This window comes from Streptomyces klenkii (assembly GCF_003626645.1).
Taxonomy (GTDB): Bacteria; Actinomycetota; Actinomycetes; order Streptomycetales; family Streptomycetaceae; genus Streptomyces; species Streptomyces klenkii.
The window spans coordinates 230526-252678 of record NZ_RBAM01000009.1; the positions used below are offsets into that span (position 1 = coordinate 230526).

22 protein-coding genes are annotated in these 22153 nt (G+C 74.9%); 11 read left to right on the top strand and 11 right to left on the bottom strand.

What is annotated here, in order from left to right:
• Positions 1–13: 13 nt before the first annotated feature.
• The 5 genes from D7231_RS22790 to D7231_RS22810 all read left to right on the top strand — a co-directional run bounded on the left by D7231_RS22790 (position 14) and on the right by D7231_RS22810 (position 4914).
• The gene (locus tag D7231_RS22790; RefSeq protein WP_120757363.1) at positions 14–406 is read left to right on the top strand and encodes a thiol-disulfide oxidoreductase DCC family protein; all 393 of its coding nucleotides are present in this window, start codon (positions 14–16) and stop codon (positions 404–406) included.
• 184 nt (positions 407–590) lie between these two features.
• Positions 591–3005 carry a SpoIIE family protein phosphatase gene (locus tag D7231_RS22795; RefSeq protein ID WP_120757502.1) on the top strand — a complete coding sequence of 805 codons (2415 nt, stop codon included), beginning with the start codon at positions 591–593 and terminating at the stop codon, positions 3003–3005.
• A gap of 155 nt (positions 3006–3160) precedes the next feature.
• Positions 3161–3781 (top strand): carbonic anhydrase, encoded by a 621-nt coding sequence (locus D7231_RS22800; protein WP_120757364.1) that lies wholly within the window; start codon positions 3161–3163, stop codon positions 3779–3781.
• 55 nt (positions 3782–3836) lie between these two features.
• Positions 3837–4310, top strand: a complete 474-nt coding sequence (cynS, locus tag D7231_RS22805; protein ID WP_120757365.1) for a cyanase — start codon at positions 3837–3839, stop codon at positions 4308–4310.
• A gap of 106 nt (positions 4311–4416) precedes the next feature.
• Positions 4417–4914 (top strand): nucleoside deaminase, encoded by a 498-nt coding sequence (locus tag D7231_RS22810; RefSeq protein ID WP_120757366.1) that lies wholly within the window; start codon positions 4417–4419, stop codon positions 4912–4914.
• Positions 4915–4916: 2 nt separating this feature from the next.
• On the opposite strand, the gene D7231_RS22815 is transcribed toward D7231_RS22810, so the two are convergent.
• The gene (locus D7231_RS22815; RefSeq protein ID WP_120757367.1) at positions 4917–6206 is read right to left on the bottom strand and encodes a benzoate/H(+) symporter BenE family transporter; all 1290 of its coding nucleotides are present in this window, start codon (positions 6204–6206) and stop codon (positions 4917–4919) included.
• Positions 6207–6526: 320 nt separating this feature from the next.
• Here D7231_RS22815 and D7231_RS36240 point away from each other — a divergent pair, with 320 nt between their 5' ends.
• Positions 6527–6760 (top strand): hypothetical protein, encoded by a 234-nt coding sequence (locus D7231_RS36240; protein WP_147449779.1) that lies wholly within the window; start codon positions 6527–6529, stop codon positions 6758–6760.
• A 32-nt stretch (positions 6761–6792) separates the two neighbouring features.
• On the opposite strand, the gene D7231_RS22820 is transcribed toward D7231_RS36240, so the two are convergent.
• From D7231_RS22820 to D7231_RS22845, 6 genes are all read right to left on the bottom strand, one after another.
• Positions 6793–7455 carry a lysophospholipid acyltransferase family protein gene (locus tag D7231_RS22820; RefSeq protein WP_120757368.1) on the bottom strand — a complete coding sequence of 221 codons (663 nt, stop codon included), beginning with the start codon at positions 7453–7455 and terminating at the stop codon, positions 6793–6795.
• 5 nt (positions 7456–7460) lie between these two features.
• The gene (locus tag D7231_RS22825) at positions 7461–8138 is read right to left on the bottom strand and encodes an AIM24 family protein (RefSeq protein ID WP_120757503.1); all 678 of its coding nucleotides are present in this window, start codon (positions 8136–8138) and stop codon (positions 7461–7463) included.
• A gap of 11 nt (positions 8139–8149) precedes the next feature.
• Positions 8150–8374, bottom strand: a complete 225-nt coding sequence (locus D7231_RS22830; protein ID WP_120757369.1) for a hypothetical protein — start codon at positions 8372–8374, stop codon at positions 8150–8152.
• A 74-nt stretch (positions 8375–8448) separates the two neighbouring features.
• Positions 8449–9207, bottom strand: coding sequence for a CHAP domain-containing protein (locus D7231_RS22835; RefSeq protein ID WP_120757370.1), 759 nt, complete (start codon positions 9205–9207; stop codon positions 8449–8451).
• Positions 9208–9414: 207 nt separating this feature from the next.
• Complete coding sequence (locus D7231_RS22840) at positions 9415–13317, bottom strand: nSTAND1 domain-containing NTPase (protein WP_158673801.1); 3903 nt, start codon at positions 13315–13317, stop codon at positions 9415–9417.
• 230 nt (positions 13318–13547) lie between these two features.
• Positions 13548–13988, bottom strand: coding sequence for a MarR family winged helix-turn-helix transcriptional regulator (locus tag D7231_RS22845; protein WP_120757372.1), 441 nt, complete (start codon positions 13986–13988; stop codon positions 13548–13550).
• A gap of 89 nt (positions 13989–14077) precedes the next feature.
• Between D7231_RS22845 and D7231_RS22850 the strand changes: the two genes are divergently transcribed.
• Positions 14078–15115 (top strand): hypothetical protein, encoded by a 1038-nt coding sequence (locus tag D7231_RS22850; RefSeq protein WP_120757373.1) that lies wholly within the window; start codon positions 14078–14080, stop codon positions 15113–15115.
• 128 nt (positions 15116–15243) lie between these two features.
• Here D7231_RS22850 and D7231_RS22855 read toward each other — a convergent pair whose 3' ends face one another.
• On the bottom strand, positions 15244–15534 hold the full coding sequence (locus D7231_RS22855) for a dsRBD fold-containing protein (RefSeq protein WP_120757374.1): 291 nt from the start codon (positions 15532–15534) through the stop codon (positions 15244–15246).
• A 131-nt stretch (positions 15535–15665) separates the two neighbouring features.
• Here D7231_RS22855 and D7231_RS22860 point away from each other — a divergent pair, with 131 nt between their 5' ends.
• From D7231_RS22860 to D7231_RS37710, 4 genes are all read left to right on the top strand, one after another.
• Positions 15666–16595 carry an ABC transporter ATP-binding protein gene (locus tag D7231_RS22860; RefSeq protein ID WP_120757375.1) on the top strand — a complete coding sequence of 310 codons (930 nt, stop codon included), beginning with the start codon at positions 15666–15668 and terminating at the stop codon, positions 16593–16595.
• Positions 16592–17434: an ABC transporter permease subunit gene (locus tag D7231_RS22865; protein ID WP_120757376.1), complete on the top strand. Its 843-nt coding sequence runs from the start codon at positions 16592–16594 to the stop codon at positions 17432–17434. Before D7231_RS22860 ends, D7231_RS22865 begins: the two co-directional genes overlap by 4 nt.
• A gap of 25 nt (positions 17435–17459) precedes the next feature.
• Positions 17460–18257 (top strand): alpha/beta fold hydrolase, encoded by a 798-nt coding sequence (locus tag D7231_RS22870; protein ID WP_120757377.1) that lies wholly within the window; start codon positions 17460–17462, stop codon positions 18255–18257.
• Positions 18258–18374: 117 nt separating this feature from the next.
• Positions 18375–18500, top strand: a complete 126-nt coding sequence (locus tag D7231_RS37710) for a DUF6126 family protein (RefSeq protein ID WP_228774154.1) — start codon at positions 18375–18377, stop codon at positions 18498–18500.
• Positions 18501–18518: 18 nt separating this feature from the next.
• Here D7231_RS37710 and D7231_RS22875 read toward each other — a convergent pair whose 3' ends face one another.
• Genes D7231_RS22875 through D7231_RS22885 form a run of 3 tightly spaced genes read right to left on the bottom strand, consistent with a single transcriptional unit; the run spans position 18519 to position 22134 of the window.
• Complete coding sequence (locus D7231_RS22875; protein ID WP_241999865.1) at positions 18519–20606, bottom strand: xanthine dehydrogenase family protein molybdopterin-binding subunit; 2088 nt, start codon at positions 20604–20606, stop codon at positions 18519–18521.
• Positions 20603–21604 carry an FAD binding domain-containing protein gene (locus D7231_RS22880; RefSeq protein ID WP_120757378.1) on the bottom strand — a complete coding sequence of 334 codons (1002 nt, stop codon included), beginning with the start codon at positions 21602–21604 and terminating at the stop codon, positions 20603–20605. The genes D7231_RS22875 and D7231_RS22880 overlap by 4 nt, the downstream gene beginning before the upstream one ends.
• Complete coding sequence (locus D7231_RS22885; RefSeq protein ID WP_120757379.1) at positions 21601–22134, bottom strand: 2Fe-2S iron-sulfur cluster-binding protein; 534 nt, start codon at positions 22132–22134, stop codon at positions 21601–21603. Before D7231_RS22885 ends, D7231_RS22880 begins: the two co-directional genes overlap by 4 nt.
• Between the last annotated feature and the right edge of the window lie 19 nt (positions 22135–22153).

The following is a 22153-nucleotide window of genomic DNA, read 5'->3' on the forward strand; positions in this document are numbered from 1 at the left end:
GCATGATGGGCCCATGGGAACCCGACCTGTGCTCGTCTACGACGGCGACTGCGCCTTCTGCACCACCTCGGTGCGGTTCGCCGAGAAGTACGTCCGGCCCAACTGTTCCGTCGTGGCCTGGCAGTTCGCCGACCTGGACGAGCTGGGCGTCACCCGGGAGCGGGCCGAGCACGAACTGCTGTGGATCGCCCCCGGCGGCACCGTCCACGGCGGCGCCCAGGCCGTCGCCAAGCTCCTGCTCAGCGCGCCCGGCGCATGGGCCGTCCCGGGCGCGGTGCTCACCCTCCCGCCGGCCCGCTGGGCCGGCCACGGCCTGTACCGCCTGATCGCGGACAACCGGCACCGGCTCCCCGGCGGAACGGCCGCCTGTGCGCTCCCCGCGGACCGCCGTCCCGGCCCCCGGTAGGCACCGCTCGCCACCGGCCGGCCCGGCCCTCCTTGCTCCGTCCGGGCGAGCGCCCGCCACCCGTGCGCGCCACTCCCGGACCGGCGGCCGGCAAGCGCCGACGCCCCGCACGCATCACTGTGGAGGGAGAAGACGGCAGCCGCGGCGCGTCCGGCGGAAGGAGGCCCCGTTGACGGACGAACCCATGACGCGCTTCCACGAGAGCCCCGAGGACCCCTTCTCGGTCGGCAACTCGGCCTCGGCCGTGCTGGACCACCGGGGAACCGTCGTCGGGTGGGGCGACCGCGCCGAGGCGCTCCTCGGCCACCGCGGCGCGGACGTGCTCGGCCGGCCCGCGCTCGACGTGCTGGTCGACCCCGCCGACCGGGAGCGGATCGCGGCCGCGACGGCCGCGTGCCTCAAGGCCTCCGGCTGGTTCGGCGTCGTGCCCGTCCGCCACCGCGACGGCCGGCGCGTCACCGTGGGCGTCCGGGCCCGCCGCGTCACCCGCGGCAGCCCCGACTGCGAATGGTTCCTGGTCGGCGCACCCGCCCAGGACGTGATCCAGTGGGAGACGGACCGGTCGGTCCTCGACGGGCTGTTCCGGCGCGCGCCCATCGGCCTGTCCGTCCACGCCCCCGACCTCAGCATCCTGCGGGTCAACCGGGCCGTCGCCCGGATCGGCGGCATCACCACCGAGCAGGCGCGCGGCCGCAGGACCGGCGACTTCATCGTGGCGGCCGACACCGAGACCGTGGAGCGCGGCCTGCGGCACGTCCTGGACACCGGACACCCGATGATCTTCACCGAGCAGCCGTGCCGCCTGCTCAGCGACCCCTCCCGCATCCGCTACGTCGCCGTCTCCGCGTTCCGTATGGAGGATTCCGCCGGAGAGATCCTCGGCGTCACCCAATTGGTCGAAGACGTCACCGAACGGGAGCGCGCCAGGCTCCGGCTGGCCCTGCTCAACGAGGCGGGCGCCCGCATCGGCACCACCCTGGACGTCACCACCACCGCCCACGAGCTGGCCGACGTCCTCGTCCCCGAACTCGCCGACTGCGCCACCGTCGACCTCCTCGACCCCGTCAGCCGCGGCGAGGAGCCCTCGCAGGACGGCTTCGGGCCCGTCCGCCGCACGGCCATCAGGACCGACACGCCCGGCGCCGAGGAGGCCCTCCACCCGCTCGGCGGCCTCATCCGCTTCGCCCCGGAGACCCCCCAGGGCCGGTGCCTCGCCGAGCAGACACCCATCCTCGTACCGGAGCTGCGCACCCCCGAGGACCTGGACGTCGTCGCGCAGGAACGCGCCGAGCGCGCCAGGTCCCTGGGCCCCCACTCCGTCATGATGCTGCCGCTGGCCGCCCGCGGCCTCGTCCTCGGGCTCGTCACCCTCTGGCGCTCCCGCTCCCCCGAGCCGTTCGAGGAGGACGACCTCACCCTCGCGGGGGAGTTCGCCGCCCGCGCCGCCGTCTGCATCGACAACGCCCGCCGCTACACCCGCCAGCACCACGCGGCGCTCAGCCTCCAGGTGCGCCTGCTGCCCGGCGAACTGCCCGAGCTGCCCGCCGCCGAGATCGCCCACCAGTACATCCCCGCGGGCGCGGTGGAAGGCGTCGGCGGGGACTGGTTCGACGTCATCCCGCTGTCCGGGGCGCGCGTCGCCCTCGTCGTCGGCGACGTGATCGGGCACGGCCTCGACGCCGCGGCCACCATGGGCCGCCTGCGCACCGCCGTCCACACCCTGGCCGAACTCGACCTCGACCCCGACGAGGTCCTCTCCCACCTCGACGACCTCGTGCACGGCCTCGCCGCCGAACAGGAGCACAACAGCCGCGACTTCCCCCTCGACCAGGTCACCGGCGCGAGCTGCCTCTACGCGGTCTACGACCCGGTCTCCCGCTGCTGCTCCCTCGCGCGCGCCGGCCACCCGCCCCCCGCCGTCGTCACCCCCGACGGGAAGGTGAGCTTCCCCGACCTGCCCGCCGGGCCCCCGCTCGGCCTCGGCGGGCTGCCCTTCGAGGCGGCCGAGCTCGACCTCCCCGAAGGCAGCCTCCTGGCCCTCTTCACCAACGGCCTCATCCAGATCCCCGCCCTCGACGTCGACGCCGCCCTCGACCGCCTCTCGCAGGAACTCGCCCGCCCCGGCTGCCGGCTGGACGAGCTGGCCAAAGCCGTCGTGGACGCCCTCCTGCCCGCCGAGCCGGGCGACGACGTCGCCCTCCTCCTCGCCCGCACCCGCGTGCTGCCGGAACACTGCGTCGCCACCTGGACGCTGCCGGCCGACCCGCGCGCCGCCGGGCAGGCCCGCACGCTGATGGCCGACCAGCTCAGCGCCTGGGAGCTCGACGAACTGGTCTTCACCACCGAGCTCATCGTCAGCGAACTCGTCACCAACGCCTACCGCTACGCCGGCGGGCCGGTCACCCTGCGGCTCATCCGCGGCCCCCGCCTCATCTGCGAGGTCTCCGACACCAGCAGCACCGCCCCCCACCTGCGCCGGGCGCGGAGCACCGACGAGGGCGGCCGCGGCCTCTTCCTCGTCGCCCAGATCACCGAGCGCTGGGGCACGCGCTACGGGCGCGAAGGCAAGACGGTCTGGACGGAACAGCAGCTGCCGTGACCGCATCCCCGCCGGCGTGACGACGCCCCCGGCGACCAGCTATAGATGAAATCAATAGCAGTCATGGATTACATATCTTGGACACTATAGGTGCAGGTCATGCATGGTGGATCTCGTCAGCCCAACGAGGCCGACACCCACCGAAGGGAGCGACCATGCATGACCTCACCCAGGGCGTCGCGCAATTCCAGCGGGACGTCTTCCCGGCCAGGGCGGAGCTCTTCGCCCGCCTGGCGGGGCACCACAAGCCGAAGACGCTGTTCATCGGCTGCTCCGACGCCCGCGTCGTCCCCGAACTGATCACCCAGCAAGAGCCGGGCGAGCTGTTCGTCATCCGCACCGCGGGCAACCTCGTCCCCGCCCACGCGCCCGGCGCCGACGGCGTGGCGGCGAGCATCGAGTACGCCGTCGGCGTCCTCGGCGTGAGCGACATCATCGTCTGCGGGCACTCCGCCTGCGGCGCCATGACCGCCCTCGCCGAAGAGCACGACCTCACCGCCCTGCCCGCCGTGGCCGGCTGGCTGCGGCACGCGGACGCGGCCCGGGCCCGTACCGCCCCCGCGCAGGGCTCGCACGACACGGCCGGCAAGGTCGCCGCGCTCGTCCGGGACAACGTCCGGGCCCAGCTGGCGAACCTGGCCACGCACCCGTCCGTCGCCCGCGCCCTCGCCCGGAACGCCGTCCGCCTCCACGGCTGGGTCTTCGACATCGGCAGCGGCACCGTCGAGGAACTCGACGCCGCGGCCGGCCGCTTCGCGGCACCCCTGGCCGCCTGACCGCGCCCGGCGCACACCCATCACCCATCACCCGTACACCAGTGAAGGACACCCCATGACCATCCACGCCCAGTTCGACCCGCAGGCCCGTCAGCAGCTCGCGATCGCCGCCGTCGAGGCCAAGACGCGCAAGGACCTCACCTGGCAGGAGGTGGCCGACGCCGCCGGCCTGTCCGTCGCCTTCGTCACCGCGGCCGTCCTCGGCCAGCACGCCCTCCCGGAGGACTCCGCCCGGGCCGTCGCCGCGCTGCTCGGCCTGGACGAGGACGCCGTGACGCTGCTCCAGGCCATACCGACCCGCGGCTCCATCCCCGGTGGCATCCCGACCGACCCGACCATCTACCGCTTCTACGAGATGCTCCAGGTCTACGGCACGACCCTCAAGGCCCTGGTCCACGAGCAGTTCGGCGACGGCATCATCAGCGCGATCAACTTCAAGCTGGACGTGAAGAAGGTCGCGGACCCCGAGGGCGGCGAGCGCGCCGTGATCACCCTCGACGGCAAGTACCTGCCGACGAAGCCCTTCTGACCCGGCCGCTCCGGCCGAGCCTTCCGCGACCGATCTCCCCTGCGGCCCCCGCGCCCGGCACCCCGCCGGGCGCGGGGGGACCGCGCCACCCAGGAGCAGGCACCCCATGGACTTCATCCAGCGCACCATCGACATCGCCCGCAAGAACGTCGAGGAGGGCGGCCGCCCCTTCGCGACCGTCATCGTCAAGGACGGCGAGATCCTCGCCGAGAGCCCCAACCTCGTCGCCCAGACCTCCGACCCGACCGCGCACGCCGAGATCCTCGCCATCCGCGAGGCCTGCACCCGGCTCGGCACCGAGCACCTCACCGGCACCACCATCTACGTGCTCGCCCACCCCTGCCCGATGTGCCTGGGCTCGCTCTACTACTGCAGCCCCGACGAGGTCGTCTTCCTCACCGGGCGCGACGACTACGAGCCCCACTACGTCGACGACCGCAAGTACTTCGAGCTGAACACCTTCTACGCGGAGTTCGCCAAGGACTGGAGCGAGCGCCGCCTGCCCATGCGCCACGAGCCGCGCGACGCCGCCACCGACGTCTACCGCGCCTGGCAGAAGCGCAACGGCGGCGAGCGCCGCGTGTCCGGGGCGCCCACCGCCTGACGTCAGCGGGGCGCGGCTTCCGGCTCCTTCACCGGCTCTTCCGCCCCTTCCCCGCCCTGCGGCGCCGCGGTCCTCCCGCGGCGCCGCCGTCCGCCCAGGACGAACATGGCCAGCACCCCGGCCAGCAGCCCCCAGAACGTCGAGCCGATGCCGGCCAGGGTCATGCCCGACGCCGTGGCCAGGAACGTCACGACTGCGGGCTCCCGCATGCGCTCGTCCGCCACGGCGGCCCGGAGCGAGGAGCCGATCGTGCCCAGCAGCCCCAGCCCGGCGATGCCCATCACCAAAGCGGCCGGCATGGCCGTCAGCAGCCAGCCCACGACACCGCCGAACAGGCCCACCGTCACGTAGAACAGACCGGCCCAGACCGAGGCCAGGTAACGCCTGCGCGGATCGCGGTGGGCCTCCGGGCCCGTGCAGATCGCGGCGGTGATGGCGGCCAGGTTCAGGCCGAAGCAGCCGAACGGGGCCAGCACCGCGTTGACGATCCCGGTCCAGGTCAGCAGCGGCGAGACCGGCGTGCGGTAGCCGGCGCCGCGCAGCACGGCCACCCCCGGCAGGTTCTGCGACGCCATCGTCACCACGAACAGCGGCAGCCCCACGCCGACCAGCACCTGCCAGGAGAACTCGGGCCGTACGAAGACGGGTTCGGCGAGCGCCACGTGCAGCCCGTGCAACCGCCACTCGCCCCGGACCGCGCTCACCGCGGCGCCCGCGGCCAGCGCGCCGATCACCGCGTACCGCGGAAGCCACCGCTTGCAGGCCAGGTACACCGCGAACATCGGGAACACCACGGCGACGTCCTGCTGCATCTTCGTGAACAGACCGGTGCCGAACTGCACGAGGACACCGGCCAGGAGCGCCGACGCCAGCGGCACCGGAATCCGGTCCATGACGCGCTCGAACCAGCCGGTCGCGCCGCTGACGATCACCAGGACCGCCGAGAGCAGGAACGCGCCCACGGCCTCCGCCATCGACACGCCGTGCAGGCCGGTCGCCAGCAGCGCCGCGCCCGGCGTGGACCACGCCGTGACCACCGGCGCCCGGTAGCGCAGCGAGAGCCCGGCGCAGGTGACCCCCATGCCGATGCCCAGGGCGAACATCCAGGAGGTGATCTGGGCACCGGTGGCCCCCGCCGCCTGCGCGGCGGTGATGACGATGGCCACGGAGCTCGTGATGCCGATGAGCACGGCGAGGAAGCCGGCCGTGACGGCGTCCGCGGGAGCGACGGAGCGTATGTGCCGGGTGAGCTTGGTGAGCCTTGTGGGGCTGCTGAGTTGAGGGGGGTGCACGGTGGCGAATCCACTACAGGGTCCGGTCTTTGTCAACCGGCTTATGGAGGCACCGGGGGCACCGCACGGGACGGCCGCCACCGCTCGGCATCGCGCTTATCACACTTCGGGTGCGGTGTCTGGTGCCTTCGCCCCGGTTGGCCGATGGTGAAGGCAACCAAGGCTCAACTCAGGCCGGGCGACCGGCTTTTGACTGCTGCTCGGCTGGCGCCGCAGGCAGGAAGAGGGGGTCATGAACTGTCCCGAATGTGGCGCGTCGACCATCAACGGTCCCGACGGGAAGTCCTCGTGCTCACAGTGTTCATGGCAGTCTGGGTGACATGGAAGAGCAGGCATGGCGCTCACACGCCGCACCCGGCGAGCCGTACTACACCACCAACACCTGTAGCGGCTGCGGGTCCGTCGTCCTCGGGGTACACGGCAGGTGGACGTGTGCCTCGTGCGGGACCTGCAGCCCGTACCAGGAGCCTCCCGAGGGCTGGGCCTCGGAGATCGCTCCGGACGGCAAGGGCGGCTCCGGCCAGGGGTGCGACGACCCCCAGGCCAGACGCTAGGGCCGTGCGGCCGGGCGCGGCCCGTGCGGCTCTCACGCCGCCAGGCCGACCGGCTCTCCTATGCGTTCCGCGGCGGTGCGCCAGGCGCTGGTCACCGCCGCGTGGGCGCGCACGGTGGCCGACGCCCGGTCGCCGGTCAGCCGGACGGGTGCGCCGATGTGCACGTGCAGGGCCGGCCGGCGCACGGGCGCGGTGAACAGCCCGGCGAGCTGCTTGGGGCGGCTGCCGGAGGTGACGCGCCGGGCCCCCGCCTGGCCGAGCGGCACGACGGGGGCGCCGGTGGCGAGGGCGAGGTGGGCGAGCCCGCCGCGGAAGGGGCGGGGCGCCGCCTCGCCCGCGTCCTTGCGGCGGGGAACGGAGCCCTCCCCGTAGATGAGCACGAGCCGGCCGTCCGCGAGCGCGGCCGCCGCGCCGTCGAGCGCCTGCACCGCCCGCGGGTCGTTGCGGTGAACGGGCACGTAGCCCTCGTGGGTGAGCATCCGCCCGAGCAGCGGGATCCGCCACAGGCCGGCGGCGGCCAGGGCGACGGGGGCCGCCCCCAGCCGGTGGAGCGCGGCGAGCACCACCGCGGGGTCGGCCAGCGAGGTGTGGTTGGCGGCGATGATGCTTCCGGGCGCCAGAGCGGCGCCGGTGTCGGACGTGACGGTGAGCCGCCCGAGGGCGGGCACCACGGCGGAGGCCAGCCGGCCGAGCATCCGCCTCAGCCGTTCTGCGGCTTCTGCGGCTTCGCCTCGCTGGGCCGTACGATCACGAAGCCCTCGCCCTCCAGCTTGAGCTGGACGGCCTCGCCCGAGCCGCCGCGCAGCATCGAGCCCAGGCTCTGGGAGCGGTGCAGCGAGGTGTGCAGGGCGGTGGACCAGCCGACGACGGCGTCGGTGTCCACGTACACCGGGGACTGCGCGGAGACCGGGATGACGATGGGATTGCCCTCGCACATCACCCCGAGCTTCCCGTGGCCGGTGAAGACGGAGTTGAAGAGCCCGCCGCCCGTCATGCCCGCGCCCTTCACGGTCCGTATCTCGTAGGACAGCGTCGGATCGAAGCACAGCACGTTGCGGCCGTTGAGGGTGAGGCTCTCGCCGGCGGCTATCTCGACGATGAAGCAGTTGGCCGCCTCGTGCGCGAACCAGACCTCCCCGCGGCCCCGCACGGTCATCAGGGCGAGGCCCTCGCCGGTCACGGCGCGCTTGAGGAAATTGCCGACGCCCTGGCCTTGCTTCTCGAACTGAAGGTCCCCGCGGTAGGCGACCATCGAGCCCTGGCGCGCGTAGCACTCGCCGTCGACCGCGTAGACGATGGACTTGGCGTTGTGGACGGACATGCCGGGGGCGGTGGCCGGCTTGGCCATGTTCTGGTGGGCGAAGAGGTCGCTGTGCATGGACCGCATGATCACCCATGGACAGGCCGGGAGGCAACGGCGCGAACCGGGACGGCCGACGCGAGCGGACACGCCCCGGCGGCGCCGTCCGTGCCACCGGTGGCCGTCGCCGTGGCCGTGACGGTCACGCTCGTGGTGCACGTGGCGGCGACGGCGCTGCCGGCGAGCGTGAGGGCGGTGAGGAGCGCCGCGCCGGTACGGCGGAGACCGGTGAGAGCTGCGGGGCGGGTGTCCATGACGGTGTCCTTTGCGGAGGCGGGTTCGGTTCCTGTGTGCGGATTGCGGGCTTTTTTGGGGGGGTGAAGGGGGCTCAGAAGCGGGAGGCGAAGCCCTGGATGGTCTTGGACCGGTCTTTCAGCACCGGCCCGGCGCCCGTCCACTCGTACCGCTGCCGGGCGATGCTGTCGCTGTGGTAGCCGGTGTTGCCCTCGACGGTCGTGACCCGCGTGCCGGAGACGGCGGCCACGACGCCGACGTGCCCGGCGGTGCCCCGGCCGGCCCACATCAGTACGTCGCCGGGCTTCGGCAGGCGGCCCGCCGCGTACGGGTGCCAGCGGCGGCCGACGCCGGTGCGCCAGGCCCGGCTGCTGCCCGCGTCCGCCGGGACGCCGCGCCGGCCCCACATCGCCGCCGCGAAGAACCCGCACCACTGACGGGCGTTCGGGTTCCGCGCGAAGCCGTTGTACTCGTTCATGTTGGCGTTGCTGTTGCCCTTGCCCAGGTAGTTGGTGTCCCGGTCCGGGCGGCCCGGGACGCTGCGGAGCACGGGGCCGCCGGGCTTGAGGCGGAAGCGCTTGGGGGTGGTGAGGGCGTCGGTGGTGCGGTCGACGATGCGCTGCCGCTCGGCGGCTTCGTTCACGGCCCCGTCGACGGCCTCGTCCACGCCCTCGTCCACGGCGTCGGGGTCGGTGTCGGGCTCGGGGCCGGTGCCGGCGCGGGTGCCGGAGTGGGCGGCGAAGGGCGCGGCGGCGAGGGCCGGGGCGGCCGTGGCGCCGGTGAGGGCGAGGAGCGCGCTGGTGAGGAACAGGAGCACGGCGGTGACCGGGGCGATGGCGCGGCGGTTGTCCATGGCGGTTCCCTGTCTCGGACTCGGAGGAATGCACTGCATGGGGTGGGTTCGTCCCGTTTCCCATGGTTCGAGTCTCGGAGCGCGGCAGCCGTGCGGAACAGGGGTTGCCCGTTGCCCTCGGTGGACGAGGCGGCGGGCAACCGCCCCCCACCGGCCGTGATGCGCAAGTGGGGGAGGGGCCGCCTGAGGGAGCGTCAGGGCGGAGTGTCAGGGGCATCCGGGGGCGTACGGCACGTCCGGCAGGAGGCGCTCCCAGAGCGGCCGGCCCGTGGCGCTGCCCAGCGCCCGGCAGGTGCGCGCGAGGACGCCGGGCACGTCCAGGTCCCACCAGCGCACCGTGCCGTCCTCCGCCACGGACACCACCGGCCCGCCGTCGCCGAGGAAGGCCGCGGACCGGACGCGGCCGGTGTGGCCGGTGAGCGTCAGCAGCGGCCGGCCGGTGGCCGGGTCCCAGATCCGTACGGTGTTGTCGCGGCCGGTGCTCACCAGCCGGGTGCCGGCCGGGTTGAAGGCCACCGAGGTGACGGGGCCGGTGTGCCCGGCGAGGGTGCGCAGGCTCCTGCTGCTCGCGGGGTCCCAGAGTTTGACGGTGTGGTCGCGGCCGGCCGTGGCCAGCATGCCGTGCCGGTCCGCGGCCAGGCCGAGGACGGTGTCCTCGTGCTCGGCCAGCCGGCGCAGCTCGCGGCCGTCGGAGAGCCGCCAGATCCGGGCGGTGTTGTCCAGGCTGCCGGTGGCGAGGGTCGCCCGGTCGAGGAACAGCACGCGGTAGACGGCGTCGTCGTGGCCCAGCAGCGACTGCTCCGCCAGCGCGCCGTCCCCGGCGAGCCGCCACACCTTCGCGCTGTGGTCCTCGCTGGCCGTCGCGAGGGCCCCGGCGTCCCCGGGGCGGAAGGCCACCGAGGTGACCGCCCGGTCGTGGGCCCGCCAGCGGTGGACCGGCCGCCGGGGGTCGGCGGTGCGCCACACGGTGGTGGTGCCCTGCTCGTCGCCCGCCGCGAAGAGTGCCCCGTCGGGGCTGAACGCCACCGCGCGCACCGGCTCCTGTCCCGCCGTCACCGTGCGCAGGCCGCGGTCGGCGGTGCGCAGCAGCCGCACGGTGCCGTCCCGGCCCGCGACGGCGAGGAGGGAGCGGTCCGGGCTGAGGGCCCCGTCCTGCCAGGCCGAGCCCGGCAGCGGGGTGGTGACGGCGGCCTGCGGGGTCCACAGGCGCACCGAGCCGTCCTCGCCGGACGTCGCCAGCGTGCGGCCGTCGGGGGAGTAGGCGATGGCGTGGACGGGGCCGATGTGGCTGGCGAGCTGCGCGATGCGGCGGCGCTCGGCGATGTCCCAGATGCCGGCGGTGTCGTCCTGGCTGGCCGCGGCCAGCTGCCTGCCGTCCGGCGAGAACGCCACGCCGAACACCGAGTCCGAAGGGCCTTCGAGGGACGCTTCCCGCCGGCCGGTCCGGGTGTCCCACAGGCCGATGCGGTCCTGCCACTCGCCGGTGGCCAGCCGGCGCCCGTCCGGCGAGAAGGCCAGGGCCCGAACGCGGCCGAACTCCCGGGTGCCGACGACCCTCGCGCGATTGCCGGGCACGTCGAGCAGCCACACCCGCCCGTCCCGGCCGGAGGCCGCGACCTGCCGGCCGTCGCCGCTGACGGCCACGGCGTACAGCAACCCCAGGCCGGCGTCCCGCACTTCCGTACGGGGCCGGCCGCCGTCCAGGTGCGTCAGCCGCACCGTGCCGTCCTCGCCCGCCGAGGCCAGCAGCTCCCCGCGGTCCGAGAGGGCCACGCCGCGGACGGCGCCGCTGTGCCTGCTCGCCGCGGGCAGGGCGAGCGGTGCGGTGTGACCGCCCGCGCGGTCCTGGAGCGTCACGGCGCCCGCCTCGTCGCCCCACGCGACCGTGCCGCGGACCCGTGCCGCGGCCAGCGCGCGGACCGCGGACCCGGTCCCCGTCACCGCCGCCTGCCGGTGCGTACCGGCGTCCCATTCCCGTACGGTCGCGTCCGCGCCCGCCGACAGCAGCCGTTTCCCGCCGGGCAGCCAGGCCACGGCGAGGGCGCGCTCGCGGTGGCCGGTCAGCCGCCCGGCGTACGGCAGCGCCTGCGTGCTCAGCACGGCGCTGGCCGCGGCCGCGGTGTGGGCGTCGCGCCACGCGCCCGTCGCGAGCAGCATCGCCACCTCGGGGCGGGGCGCGCCGCCCGCGACGGCGCGGAAGGCCAGCTCCTGGGAGTGGGCCACGTGCCGTTCGGCCTCCGCCCGCAGGCTCTGGTGCACCGACGTCGCCCCGCCGGCCAGCGTGAGCACCAGCAGCACGGCCAGCGACACCAGCAGCCGGCGGAGGCGGCCGGCCCGGCGGCGCTCGGCCTCCCGCTCGGCCGCCGCCAGCGCCGTCGCCGCGTCCAGGAACGCCCGCTCGGCCCGGCCCACGGGGGCCGGCGGATGCCCGGCCACCTCGCGGGCGGCCGCCAGCCTGCTGCCCCGCGGCAGCAGCGCCGGGTCGCGCCCCTCCGCCTCCCACTGCCCGGCCGCCGCGCTCAGCTGCTGCAAGCCGTGCAGCGCCGCGGCGTCGGCCTCGATCCACCCGTGCAGCCGCGGCCACGCCCGCAGCACCGCCTCGTGGGCCAGCGTGACCCGGTCGGCGTCGACGGACAGCAGCCGCGCCCGCGTGAAGGCCTCCACGACCTCCAGCGCCGCCCCGGCCTGCCCGCCGAGGTCCCGCGACAGCCGCTCCTGCGACACCCTCCGGCGCGCGGACCGCCCGTCCTGGTCGACCCGTACGAGCTGGAGCAGCACGGCCCGGGCGGCGCCCCGGCAGCCGGGGGACAGCCGCCCGTACGCCCGTTCCGCCGTCGCCGCGACCGCCCCGGCGATGCCGCCCGTCTGCTGGTAGCCCTCGACGGTCAGCAGCCTGCCGCGGCGCCGCTGCCACGTCGCCAGCAGGGCGTGGGAGAGCAGCGGCAGCGCACCGGGCTCGTACAGGCCGCCGTCCTTCCCGCCGTTCTCCCCGAGGCCGTCGCCGCCCGCCCCCAGGTCGCGCAGGATCAGCTCGGCCAGGCCCGGCTCCAGCTCCAGGCCCACCGCCTGCGCCGGCCGCACCACGGCCTCCCGCAGCTCCTGCGCCCGCATCGGCTCCAGGGGCAGCTGACCGGTGCGCAGCGCGGCCGCCAGCTCGGGGAACGCCAGGCACTTGCCGTAGAAGTCGGCGCGCATGCCCAGGACCACCAGCGCAGCGGAGCCGCCCCGGCCGCCCGCGTGCTCCGGGATCGTCGCCAGCGCGTGCACCGCGCGGATGAAATCCGCGCGCTCCCGGGCGTCCGGGCACAGCGTGAAGACCTCCTCGAACTGGTCGACGACCAGCACGGCCCGCTTCGGCGCCGCCGCACTGTCCGGGCCCGCTCCCCCCGGACCCGTGCCGCCCGGCCGCCGGCCCGCCTGCCGGGGGCGGCGGTTGAGGGCGGCGTGCGCGGCCCGGGCCAGGGCCTCCGCCCCGCCGCCGGCCAGCGCCCGGCGCAGGTGGTCGCGGTCCGCCCCGGACGCGTCCGCCAGCCGGGACAGGAGCTCCCCGACGGGCTGCTCGCCGGGGTGCATCGTCACCACCGGCCAGCGGCTCGACCCGGGCACCGGCAGCACGCCGCGGCGCAGTTCGGGCACCAGCCCCGCGCGCAGCAGCGACGTCTTGCCCGTGCCCGACGCCGCGACCACGGCGACCGGCCCGGAGCCGTCCAGGCGCTCGGTCAGCTGCCGGACGAGCGCGGCCGTCGCCCGGTCACGGCCGAAGAACCAGCCCGCGTCGGCGGCGTCGAAGGCGGCCAGGCCGCGGTAGGGGCACACCTCCAGCAGCCCGGAGCGCGCCGTGCGGCGCCCGCCGTCCGGCTCCGGCACCAGCCGGGTCAGCGCGCCGCCGGCCCCGAGGACCTCCTCGCACCGCCGGGCCACCTCCGGCGTCATCGGCTTCTCGCCGGTCTCGACCCGGCTCAGATAGCCCTTGGTGTAGTGCACGAGCCGGGACAGCCCGGCCAGCGACATGCCCCGCTGCTGCCGCAGCCGGCGCAGCTCCTCGCCGGGGGCGGCGGCCAGGGAGGGGGAAGGGCCGCCCTGGCCGCGGTCGTCTCCGCGTGGGTGCACGGTCCCCACACCCTTCCGTTCGCCGTCTTCCGTCTTCCCGTCCGTGCCTGCCGGCAGGTCGTTTCCTTCGCTCCAGGCCTGCATAGCGGGTCGGGGGAGGGAGGCTCACCCATCGGGGCGACAAAACAGCCCAACGAGTGACTAAATGCCCAGGTTTCGGGAGGGGGTGTTGGATTTCGGGGTGGGGCGGGTACGGGGGTGCGCCGGGTTCCGGGTCCTGCGGGCGGGCGTCAGCGCCGGCCGGGCATCCGCGCCGAGGTGTTGTAGCGCAGCAGGTAGGCGGCGAAGCGGTCGAGGTCGGCGCCGTCCCAGTCGCCGAGGCGCTCCCGGAAGGCGTCGCGGCGGTTGGCGGCGACCTGGGCGAGCGTCTCGGCGCCGCGGGCGGTCAGGTGCAGCACCTGGGCGCGCTGGTCCTCGGGGGCGGGCAGCCGCTCGACCAGGCCGAGCCGCTCCAGGGCCGCGATCTGCCGGCTGACCGTGGACTTGTCCAGCAGGTAGTGCGCCGCCAGGTCCGTGGCGCGGCACCCGCCCTGCTCCTCCAGGTGGGCGAGGAGGGTGTACGAGACCAGCGACAGCTCGGGGTGCAGGCGGGCCGCGGCGGCCCGGGCACGGCGGGCGAAGGCGGTCAGTTCGCGCTGGATCGTCTCCAGGGAGGCGTCACGGTCGGGCACGGTACGTCCTTTCGGGTTCTGGTTGTATAGTACAACTTAAAGATGAAGTTGTATAAGTCAACTATTTTCCGGGGAGCCGACGAAGCACCATGGGACCCGACACCCGCGGCGCGCTGCGCCACGTACTGACCCACCTGCTGACCCCGCTGCTGATGTGCCTCGGCATGGGCCTCGCCTACCTGGGGGCGTTCTCGCAGCCCGCACCGCACGAACTGCCCGTCGCCGTCGTGGGGTCCGGACCGGAGGCGAGCGCCCTCGCGCGCGGCATCGCCGATAAGGCGGGCGACAAGCTCGCCGTCCGCACCGTCGCCGACCGCGACGCCGCCGTCAGCGCCCTCCGCCACCAGGACGTGTTCGGCGCCTACGTGCCCGACCGGCACGCCCCCGAGCTGCTGGTCGCCTCCGCCGGCTCCGACACCACCGCCGTGGCCGTGCAGAAGGCCTTCACGCCCGTCGCGGCCCGCACCGGCGCCCCGCTCGAGGTGACCGACGTCGCGCGGCCCGCCGACGGCGACCCGACCGGCCAGGGCATCTTCTTCCTGCTGGTCGCGCTCAGCATCGGCTCGTACGCCTCCGTCGCCGTGCTCGGCGCCGCGGGCGCGACCCTGCCGATGCGGCTGCGGGCCGCGCTGGCGGTGGCGACGTCGCTGGTGGTCAGCGTCTTCGGCGCGGTCCTGGCCGGGCCGGTCTTCCACCTCCTCGACCACGGCCTCGCCGGCCTGTGGGGCATGGCCTGGGCCTACTCGGCCGGCATCCTCCTCGTCGGCGTCGGGCTGCACACCTTCCTCAAGCGCTGGACGACGCTGGGCATGATGGTGCTCTTCGTGATGCTCAACTTCACCAGCGCGGGCGGCGTGTACCGGCCCGAGCTCCAGAACGGCTTCTTCGCCGGACTGCACTCCTTCTGGAACGGCGCCGGCTTCGTCGAGGGCACCCGCAGCCTCGTCTACTTCGACAGCAACGGACTCGGCGGGCACGTGGTGACGCTGGCGCTGTGGCTGCTCGTCGGCATGGCCGTGACCGCCGCCGCCTGGTACGCGGAGACGCGCACGCGCCGGCCCGCGGCGAAGCACCGGGACGCCGGGCCCGCGGCGGAGGAGGAGATGGAGGAGACGGTCGGGGTGTGAGGCACCCCCGGCCGCGGGCCGGGCGCGGAGCCCGGCCCGCCGTCCTCGCCCGCCGTCCTCGCCCGCCGTCCTCGCCCGCCGTCCTCGCCCGCCTTCCGGGCGGGCCGGGGCCCGAGGGGCCGGAGCTCCTACAACGGCCACCCGTACATCGGCGACCGCCGGGGCTCGGGCGCCGCCCCCACCGCGGCGACGTCGTGCTCCGCGGTGTGCAGCAACTGCTCGCCGAGATCGCGTAGGGCTCGCCCGGCCGCGAACTCGTCGCCGATCTCCGGGATGTCCCGGTCGCCCGGCGCGCACGCCGCCGCCCCGCGGCCCGTGACGGTCGTCGTCCCGGTGTCGAGCGTGGCACGGGCCCTCGTCCTGCCTTCGGCGTCCTCGACCAGGTCGACGTGAACGTTCCACTCCACTGTGTGCGGCATGGCCGGCTCCTCTGCTGCCTTCTGCTCGCGTCTCCCTCCAGCTTCGCCCCACCGCGGACGCTTCCGCGAGCCCTGGCGGCCCGGTCCCGGCGGGACCAAGCTGGAGGAGAGCACGCGCACGGGAGACAGCCTTGGGGACACCGACGGGCAACGCCATCGACATCGTCTCGCTGACCAAGCGCTACGGCCGCACGGTCGGCGTCGAAGACCTCGGCATCAGCGTCGCCGAGGGCGAGGTCTTCGGCTTCCTCGGGCCCAACGGCGCGGGCAAGACCACCACCATGCGCTGCCTCGTCGGCCTCCTGCGGCCCACGGAGGGCAGCGTCCGCGTCCTCGGCCGCGACCCGGTCACCGAGCACCTGAGCCTCGCCCCGTACCTCGGCTACCTCCCGGGGGAGCTGCGGCTCTACCCCGAGCTGACCGGCCGCGAGACCCTGCGGCTGCTCGCGACGCTGCAAGGCGCCCCCGCGCCCCGCCAGGAGGAGCTGTGCGCGCGCCTGGAGCTCACCGGGGCGGACCTCGACCGCACCGTCCGGGAGTACTCGCGCGGCATGAAGCAGAAGCTCGGCCTCGTCCAGGCCCTCCAGCACGAACCCGAACTCGTCGTCCTCGACGAGCCCACCGAAGGCCTCGACCCGCTCGTCCAGGAGACCTTCTACGCCCTCCTGGCCGAGCTCGGCCGCTCCGGCCGCACCGTCCTGCTCTCCAGCCACGTCCTGCCCGAGGTGCAGCGGACGTGCCGGCGGGTGGCGATCGTCCGGGCCGGCCGCCTGGTGACCACCGCGACCGTCGCCGCCCTGCGCGAGGCCCGGGCCCGCAAGGTGCGGCTGACCTTCGCCGACGGCCTCGGCCGGCGGCCCCTCGGCGCAGCCGACCACTGGTCGCCCGACTGGCACGGCGACCAGGCCGTCCTCATGATCCCGCCGGACCGCACGGTCGCCGCCCTCCGCGAGCTCCTGGCCCTGCCGGTGCGCGACGTCACCGTCGAGGAGGCCGGACTGGACGAGGCGTTCCTCGACCTCTACCGCAGCACCGCGCCCGCGCAGGAGCCGCCGCGATGACCGGCCTCCGTCCCCGTTCTCCGGCCGGGTTCCCCCTCATGCGGCTGGCCCTGCACCGCCGCCGCCGGATGATCATCGCCCTCACCCTCGGCATGGTGGTCTTCGAGGCCCTCATCGTCGTGATCGCCACCACCGTGTCGGCGGAACAGATCTTCGGCGCGGGCGGACGCAAGCCGCCGGGCGCGTTCAAGGCGTTCAGCGGCTCGAACGGCGACGTGTCGATCGCCAGCTACCCCGGCCTGCTGGGCGCCGGGCTCACCCATCCCTTCTGGATCGCCCTGCAACTGACCGCCATCGGCTCGCTGGCCGCCGCCGCGGTCGCCTCCGACGTCGAGGCGGGCACCGTCGAGCTGCTCATGGTCCGGCCGGTGTCCCGGGCCCGGCTGCTGGCCGAGCGGACCGGCGCGCTCGTCCTGGTCTCCCTGCTGCTCAACGCGGCCGCGACGCTCGCCGTGGCCGCGGGCGTCGCACTGTCGCCGGACCTGCACGCCGCCGTCCCGCTCGGCGGCGTCTTCGCGGCCGGCCTGCTGGGCTTCGGCTTCGCGCTGTGCCTGACCGGGCCCGCGCTGGCTGTCTCCGCCGCGGGCCGCAGCCGGGCGCACGTCGTCGGAGCGACCATCGCCTTCGGCGCCGTCGGCTTCGCGGTCAACTTCGTCGCCCTCGCCTGGTCGAAGGCGGCGCCCCTGCGCTACGTCAGCCCCTTCCACTACTACGCACCGGGTGACGTGCTGGCCCACGGCTCCGTCCCCTGGGGCCAGTTCGCGGTCCTCGCCGGCACCGGCGCCGCGGGCATCGCCCTGGCCTTCCGCCTCTTGGCGCGCCGGGATCTGGCCCCGTGAGCGGACCGGACCGCAGACTTGGCGCATGGAGCAGATGGTGGCGGTCAGAGACGGTGAGGTCTGGGCGGATGACTCGGAAGGGGAAGGGGGCGGCTCGCGGACGGGCGGCCTGCCGCTGGTGCTGCTGCACCCCGGTGTCGGGGACTCGCGGATCTGGGACCCGGTCCTCCCGCGCCTCGTGGAGCGGCACCGGGTGATCCGCTTCGACGTGCGCGGGTTCGGGCGGTCCCCGGCGCCCACGGCGAAGTACTCCATGGCGGAGGACCTGGCGGCGGTCCTCGACCACTTCGGCCTGGGCCGGGTCGCCCTGGCCGCCTCCAGCATGGGCGGGGCCGCCGCCCTGAACCTCGCGCTGGCCGACCCCGCGCGGGTCGCGGCGCTCGCGCTGCTGGTCCCGGGCGTGACGGGCTACGAGGGGCTCGCCTCGTCCGGCTTCACGGCCGAGGCCGGGAGGCTGGCCGAGGCGGGCGACATGGACGGCCTGGTGGCCCTCGCCCTGCGGACTTTCGGCGCCGCGGGCCGCGGCGGCGACGCGGAGGCCGCGGCCCATCTGCGGTCGGCGATCCCCGCGTGGTTCACCAACCAGCCCTACCAGGTGCCGGACGCACCCGCCTTCGACCGGCTCGGCGAACTGGCCGTGCCGTGCGTGCTGGCCCTCGGCGAGAAGGACCAGCCCCAGGTGATCCGCTGCAACGAGGAAATGGCGGCCCGCATCCCCGGCTGCCGCCTGATCAGACTGCGGGACAGCGACCACCTGCCGACGCTCCGCGAACCGGAAGCGGTGGCCCGCCTAATCCTGGATTCCTGCGAGGGCGCGAGCTGACCGGGCCGCTTGCCGCTCGCCCTCCGTAAAACCATGGCCCTACCCGCCGGGTAGAATCGCGTACCTGCGCAGCAAGCGCGCAGCGCACACCGCGTCGGGTCAGGAAGAGGTTCGCCCATGGACGGCGAGAAGCGGGCGGAGCGCCAGATCGCCTTGCGGGTGCTGGTCTACGTGTTCATCACGCACCTCTTCGCCGGCTTCATCTGGCTGCTGTTCTACCTCGGCGGGCACGCCGACAAGTGATCCGGCCGGGCCGGCGATCTAGCCGGCCCCGGTCCCGCCTCCGAGCAGCTTCTCCGGAGTGATCGGCAGGTCCCGCACCCGCACCCCCGTCGCGTGGTGGACCGCGTTCGCGACCGCCGCGGCCGTGCCGACGATGCCGATCTCGCCGATGCCCTTGCTCCCCATCGGGTTGAGCACGGGATCGGTCTCGTCGATCCAGTGCGCCTCGATGCCGTGGATGTCCGCGTGCGTCGGCACGTGGTACGAGGCGAGGTCCCGCTCGGCGAAGTCGCCGAACCGCGGATCCATGGTGCTGCCCTCCAGCAGCGCCATGCCCACCCCCATCGTCATCCCGCCGATGAACTGGCTGCGCGCCGTACGGGCGTTGAGGATCCGGCCCGCGGCGAAGACGCCGAGGAGCCGGCGGACCCGTACCTCCCCGGTGTCCGTGTCGACCGTCACCTCCGCGAACTGCGCGCCGAAGGACGCCATCGCGTGCGGCGGATCGGAAGGGATGTCGCCGGTGGTGTCGGCCGTGGCGGTCAGGCCGCCGGGCGGTACCGTCCCGCCGCGCCCTTCGACCATCTCGATCAGCGCGCGGCAGGCCTTGTGCACGGCCCACCCCCACGAGCCGGTGCCCCCGGACCCTCCGGCGAGCCACGCCGCGGGCAGGTCGCTGCTGCCGATCTCGATGGCGACCCGGTCGAGGGCCACGCCGAGCGCCTCGGCCGCGATCACCGCGACGACGGTGCGGGCGCCCGTGCCGATGTCGGTGGCGTTGATCCGGACGCGGTAGCGGCCGGCCTCGGTGACGTGCACCTCCGCGGAGGACGGCATGTGGAAGACGGGATAGCAGGAGGAGGCCGCTCCGGTGCCGACGAGCAGCCGCCCCTCGGCGCGCGAGCGCGGCCGCGGATCGCGCGTGTCCCAGCCGAAGCGGCGCGCCCCCTCGCGCAGGCACTCCACGAGGTGCCGGCTGCTGTACGGCTTCCCGCTGTCCGGTTCGGCCGCGGAGTCGTTGCGCACCCGCAGCTCGACCGGGTCGACCCCGGCCGCGTACGCGAGCTCGTCCATCGCGCACTCCAGCGCGAACATCCCGGGGGCCTCTCCCGGCGCCCGCATCCACGACGGGCTCGGGACGTCGAGCGCGACGACCCGGTGCGTGGTGCGGCTGTTCGGCGAGACGTACATGGCGCGCGACGGGGCCGCCGCCTGCTCCACGAACTCGCGCACGGTGGAGGTCTGCGTGGTGACCTCGTGCGCGAGCGCAGTGATCTCACCGTCCTCGCCCGCCCCGAGCCGCACCCGCTGCACGAGCGGCGCCCGGTGGCCGACGATCGCCGCGAGCTGCGCCCGCGGCAGCACGAGCCGGACGGGCCGGCTCGTGTGCCGGGCGGCCATCGCGGCCAGCACGACCTGCGGGCGGGGCGTGCCCTTGCAGCCGAAGCCGCCGCCCACGTGCTCGGCGACGACTGTGATCCGCTCCTTGTCCATGCCGAACAGCCCGGCCAGCGCCTCCTGCACCGCGTTCGCGCCCTGGCAGGAGTCGTACGCGACGAGCCGGCCGTCCTCCCAGCGGGCCGTCGTGGCGTGCGGCTCCATGGGGTGGTTGTGCAGGGCGCGCATCGTGTACGTGGCGTCGACGCGCACGGGCGCGCTCGCGTACGCGCTGTCGAAGTCGCCCCGCTCCCGGCTGCCCGGGATCCCGGGGTTGACCACGTCGGGGGCGAAGAGGCGCGGGTGGCCGGGCGTGAGCACGACGTCGTGCTCCTCGGGTGCGTACGACACGCGCACCGCTGCCGCCATGGCCCGGGCGGCCTCCGGCGTCTCGGCGACCGCCAGCGCCACGTACCAGCCGCGGTGCGGCACCCGGTCGTTCTGGAGCACCAGCAGGGCGCCGTCGTCCGTCTCCTTCAGGCGCGGCGCGTTCTCGTGCGTCAGGACGGCCACGGCGCCGGGCTCGGCCAGCGCCGCCCCGGCGTCGATCGCCACGACCCGGCCGCGCGGGACCGCGGCGGGGACGGGCCACGCGTACGCCATGCCGGGCGGCATGTGCTCGGCGGCGTAACGGGCCGTGCCGGTGACCTTCTCGCGCCCTTCGAGGCGTACGGGTCCAGGAGTGCTCACGATGCGCTTCCCTCCCCGGCCGGCGCGGCGAGATCGCCGAGCATCCGTACCGCCAGATTGCGGGCCAGCCGCACCTTGAAGCCGTTCTCGCGCAGCGGCTCGGCCGCCGCCAGCTCGGCCTCCGCGGCCCGTGCGAACGACTCCTCGGTGGCCGGGGCGCCGCGCAGCGCCTCCTCCGCCACCCGCGCCCGCCACGGCTTGTGGGCCAGCCCCCCGAAGGCCAGCCGGACCTCCTCCACGACTCCGGCGCGCACGTCGAGCACCGCGGCGACGGAGGCGAGCGCGAAGGCGTACGAGGCGCGGTCGCGCGCCTTCCGGTACGCCGAGCGCCCCGCGGGCGGTGCCGGCAGCCCGACGGCCACGACGAGCTCGGCGGGCTCGATGACCGTGTCGCGCTGCGGCTCGTCGCCGGGCAGCCGGTGGAAGTCGCAGAGCGGAACGGTCCGTTCGCCGCCGGGGCCGCGCAGGTGCACGACCGCGTCGAGCGCGGCGAGGGCCACGGCCATGTCGGAGGGGTGCGTGGCGACGCACATCGGCGAGTGGCCGAGCACGGCGAGGTCGCGGTGGACGCCCTCGCGGGCGGGGCAGCCGCTGCCCGGCTCCCGCTTGTTGCACGGCTTGGCCACGTCCTGGAAGTACAGGCAGCGGGTGCGCTGGAGGAGGTTCCCGCCCGTGGTGGCCGTGTTGCGGATCTGCCCGGAGGCACCCGCCAGCACCGCCTGCGACAGCGCGGGGTAGCGGGACCGCACGGCGGGGTGGGCGGCGAGGTCGCTGTTGCGGACGTTCGCGCCGATGTGCAGCCCGCCGTCCGGCGTCTCCCGGACCTCCGTGAGCGGCAGCCGCCCGATGTCCACCAGCAGACCGGGGGAGGCGACCCCCAGCTTCATCAGGTCCACCAGGTTCGTACCGCCGCCGAGGAACATCCCGCCGGGCGAGGCCGCGACGGCCGCGATCGCCTCGTCGACGCCGCCGGCGCGCTCGTACGCGAACGCCCTCACCGCGTCACGTCCTCGATCGCCGCGACGATGTTCCCGTACGCGCCGCACCGGCACAGGTTCCCACTCATCCGCTCGCGGATCTCCTCGGGGGAGAGGGGGACGGGTGCGGGGGAGAGCGCCGCCTCGGCGGGCGGTGTCACCAGGGACGGCGCGCCCGCGCCCGCCTCGGCGATCATCCCCAGCGCGGAACAGAGCTGGCCCGGCGTGCAGTAGCCGCACTGGAACCCGTCCCGCTCCAGGAACGCCGCCTGGAGCGGATGCAGCGCGTCCCCTTCGGCCAGCCCCTCCACGGTCGTCACTTCCGCACCGTCGTGCGCGACGGCCAGCAGCAGACAGCTGTTCGTGCGCCGCCCGTCGACCAGCACCGTGCACGCCCCGCACTGCGCGTGGTCGCACCCCTTCTTGGCCCCGGTCAGCCCCAGGTGCTCACGCAGCGCGTCGAGCACGGTCGTCCGGTGATCGAGGTCCAGGCTGTGCTGCACACCATTGACCCGCAGGGTCACGGTGGAGGTGGTCTCCGGTGGCTCCACGGCGCCTCGCCTTCCCTGC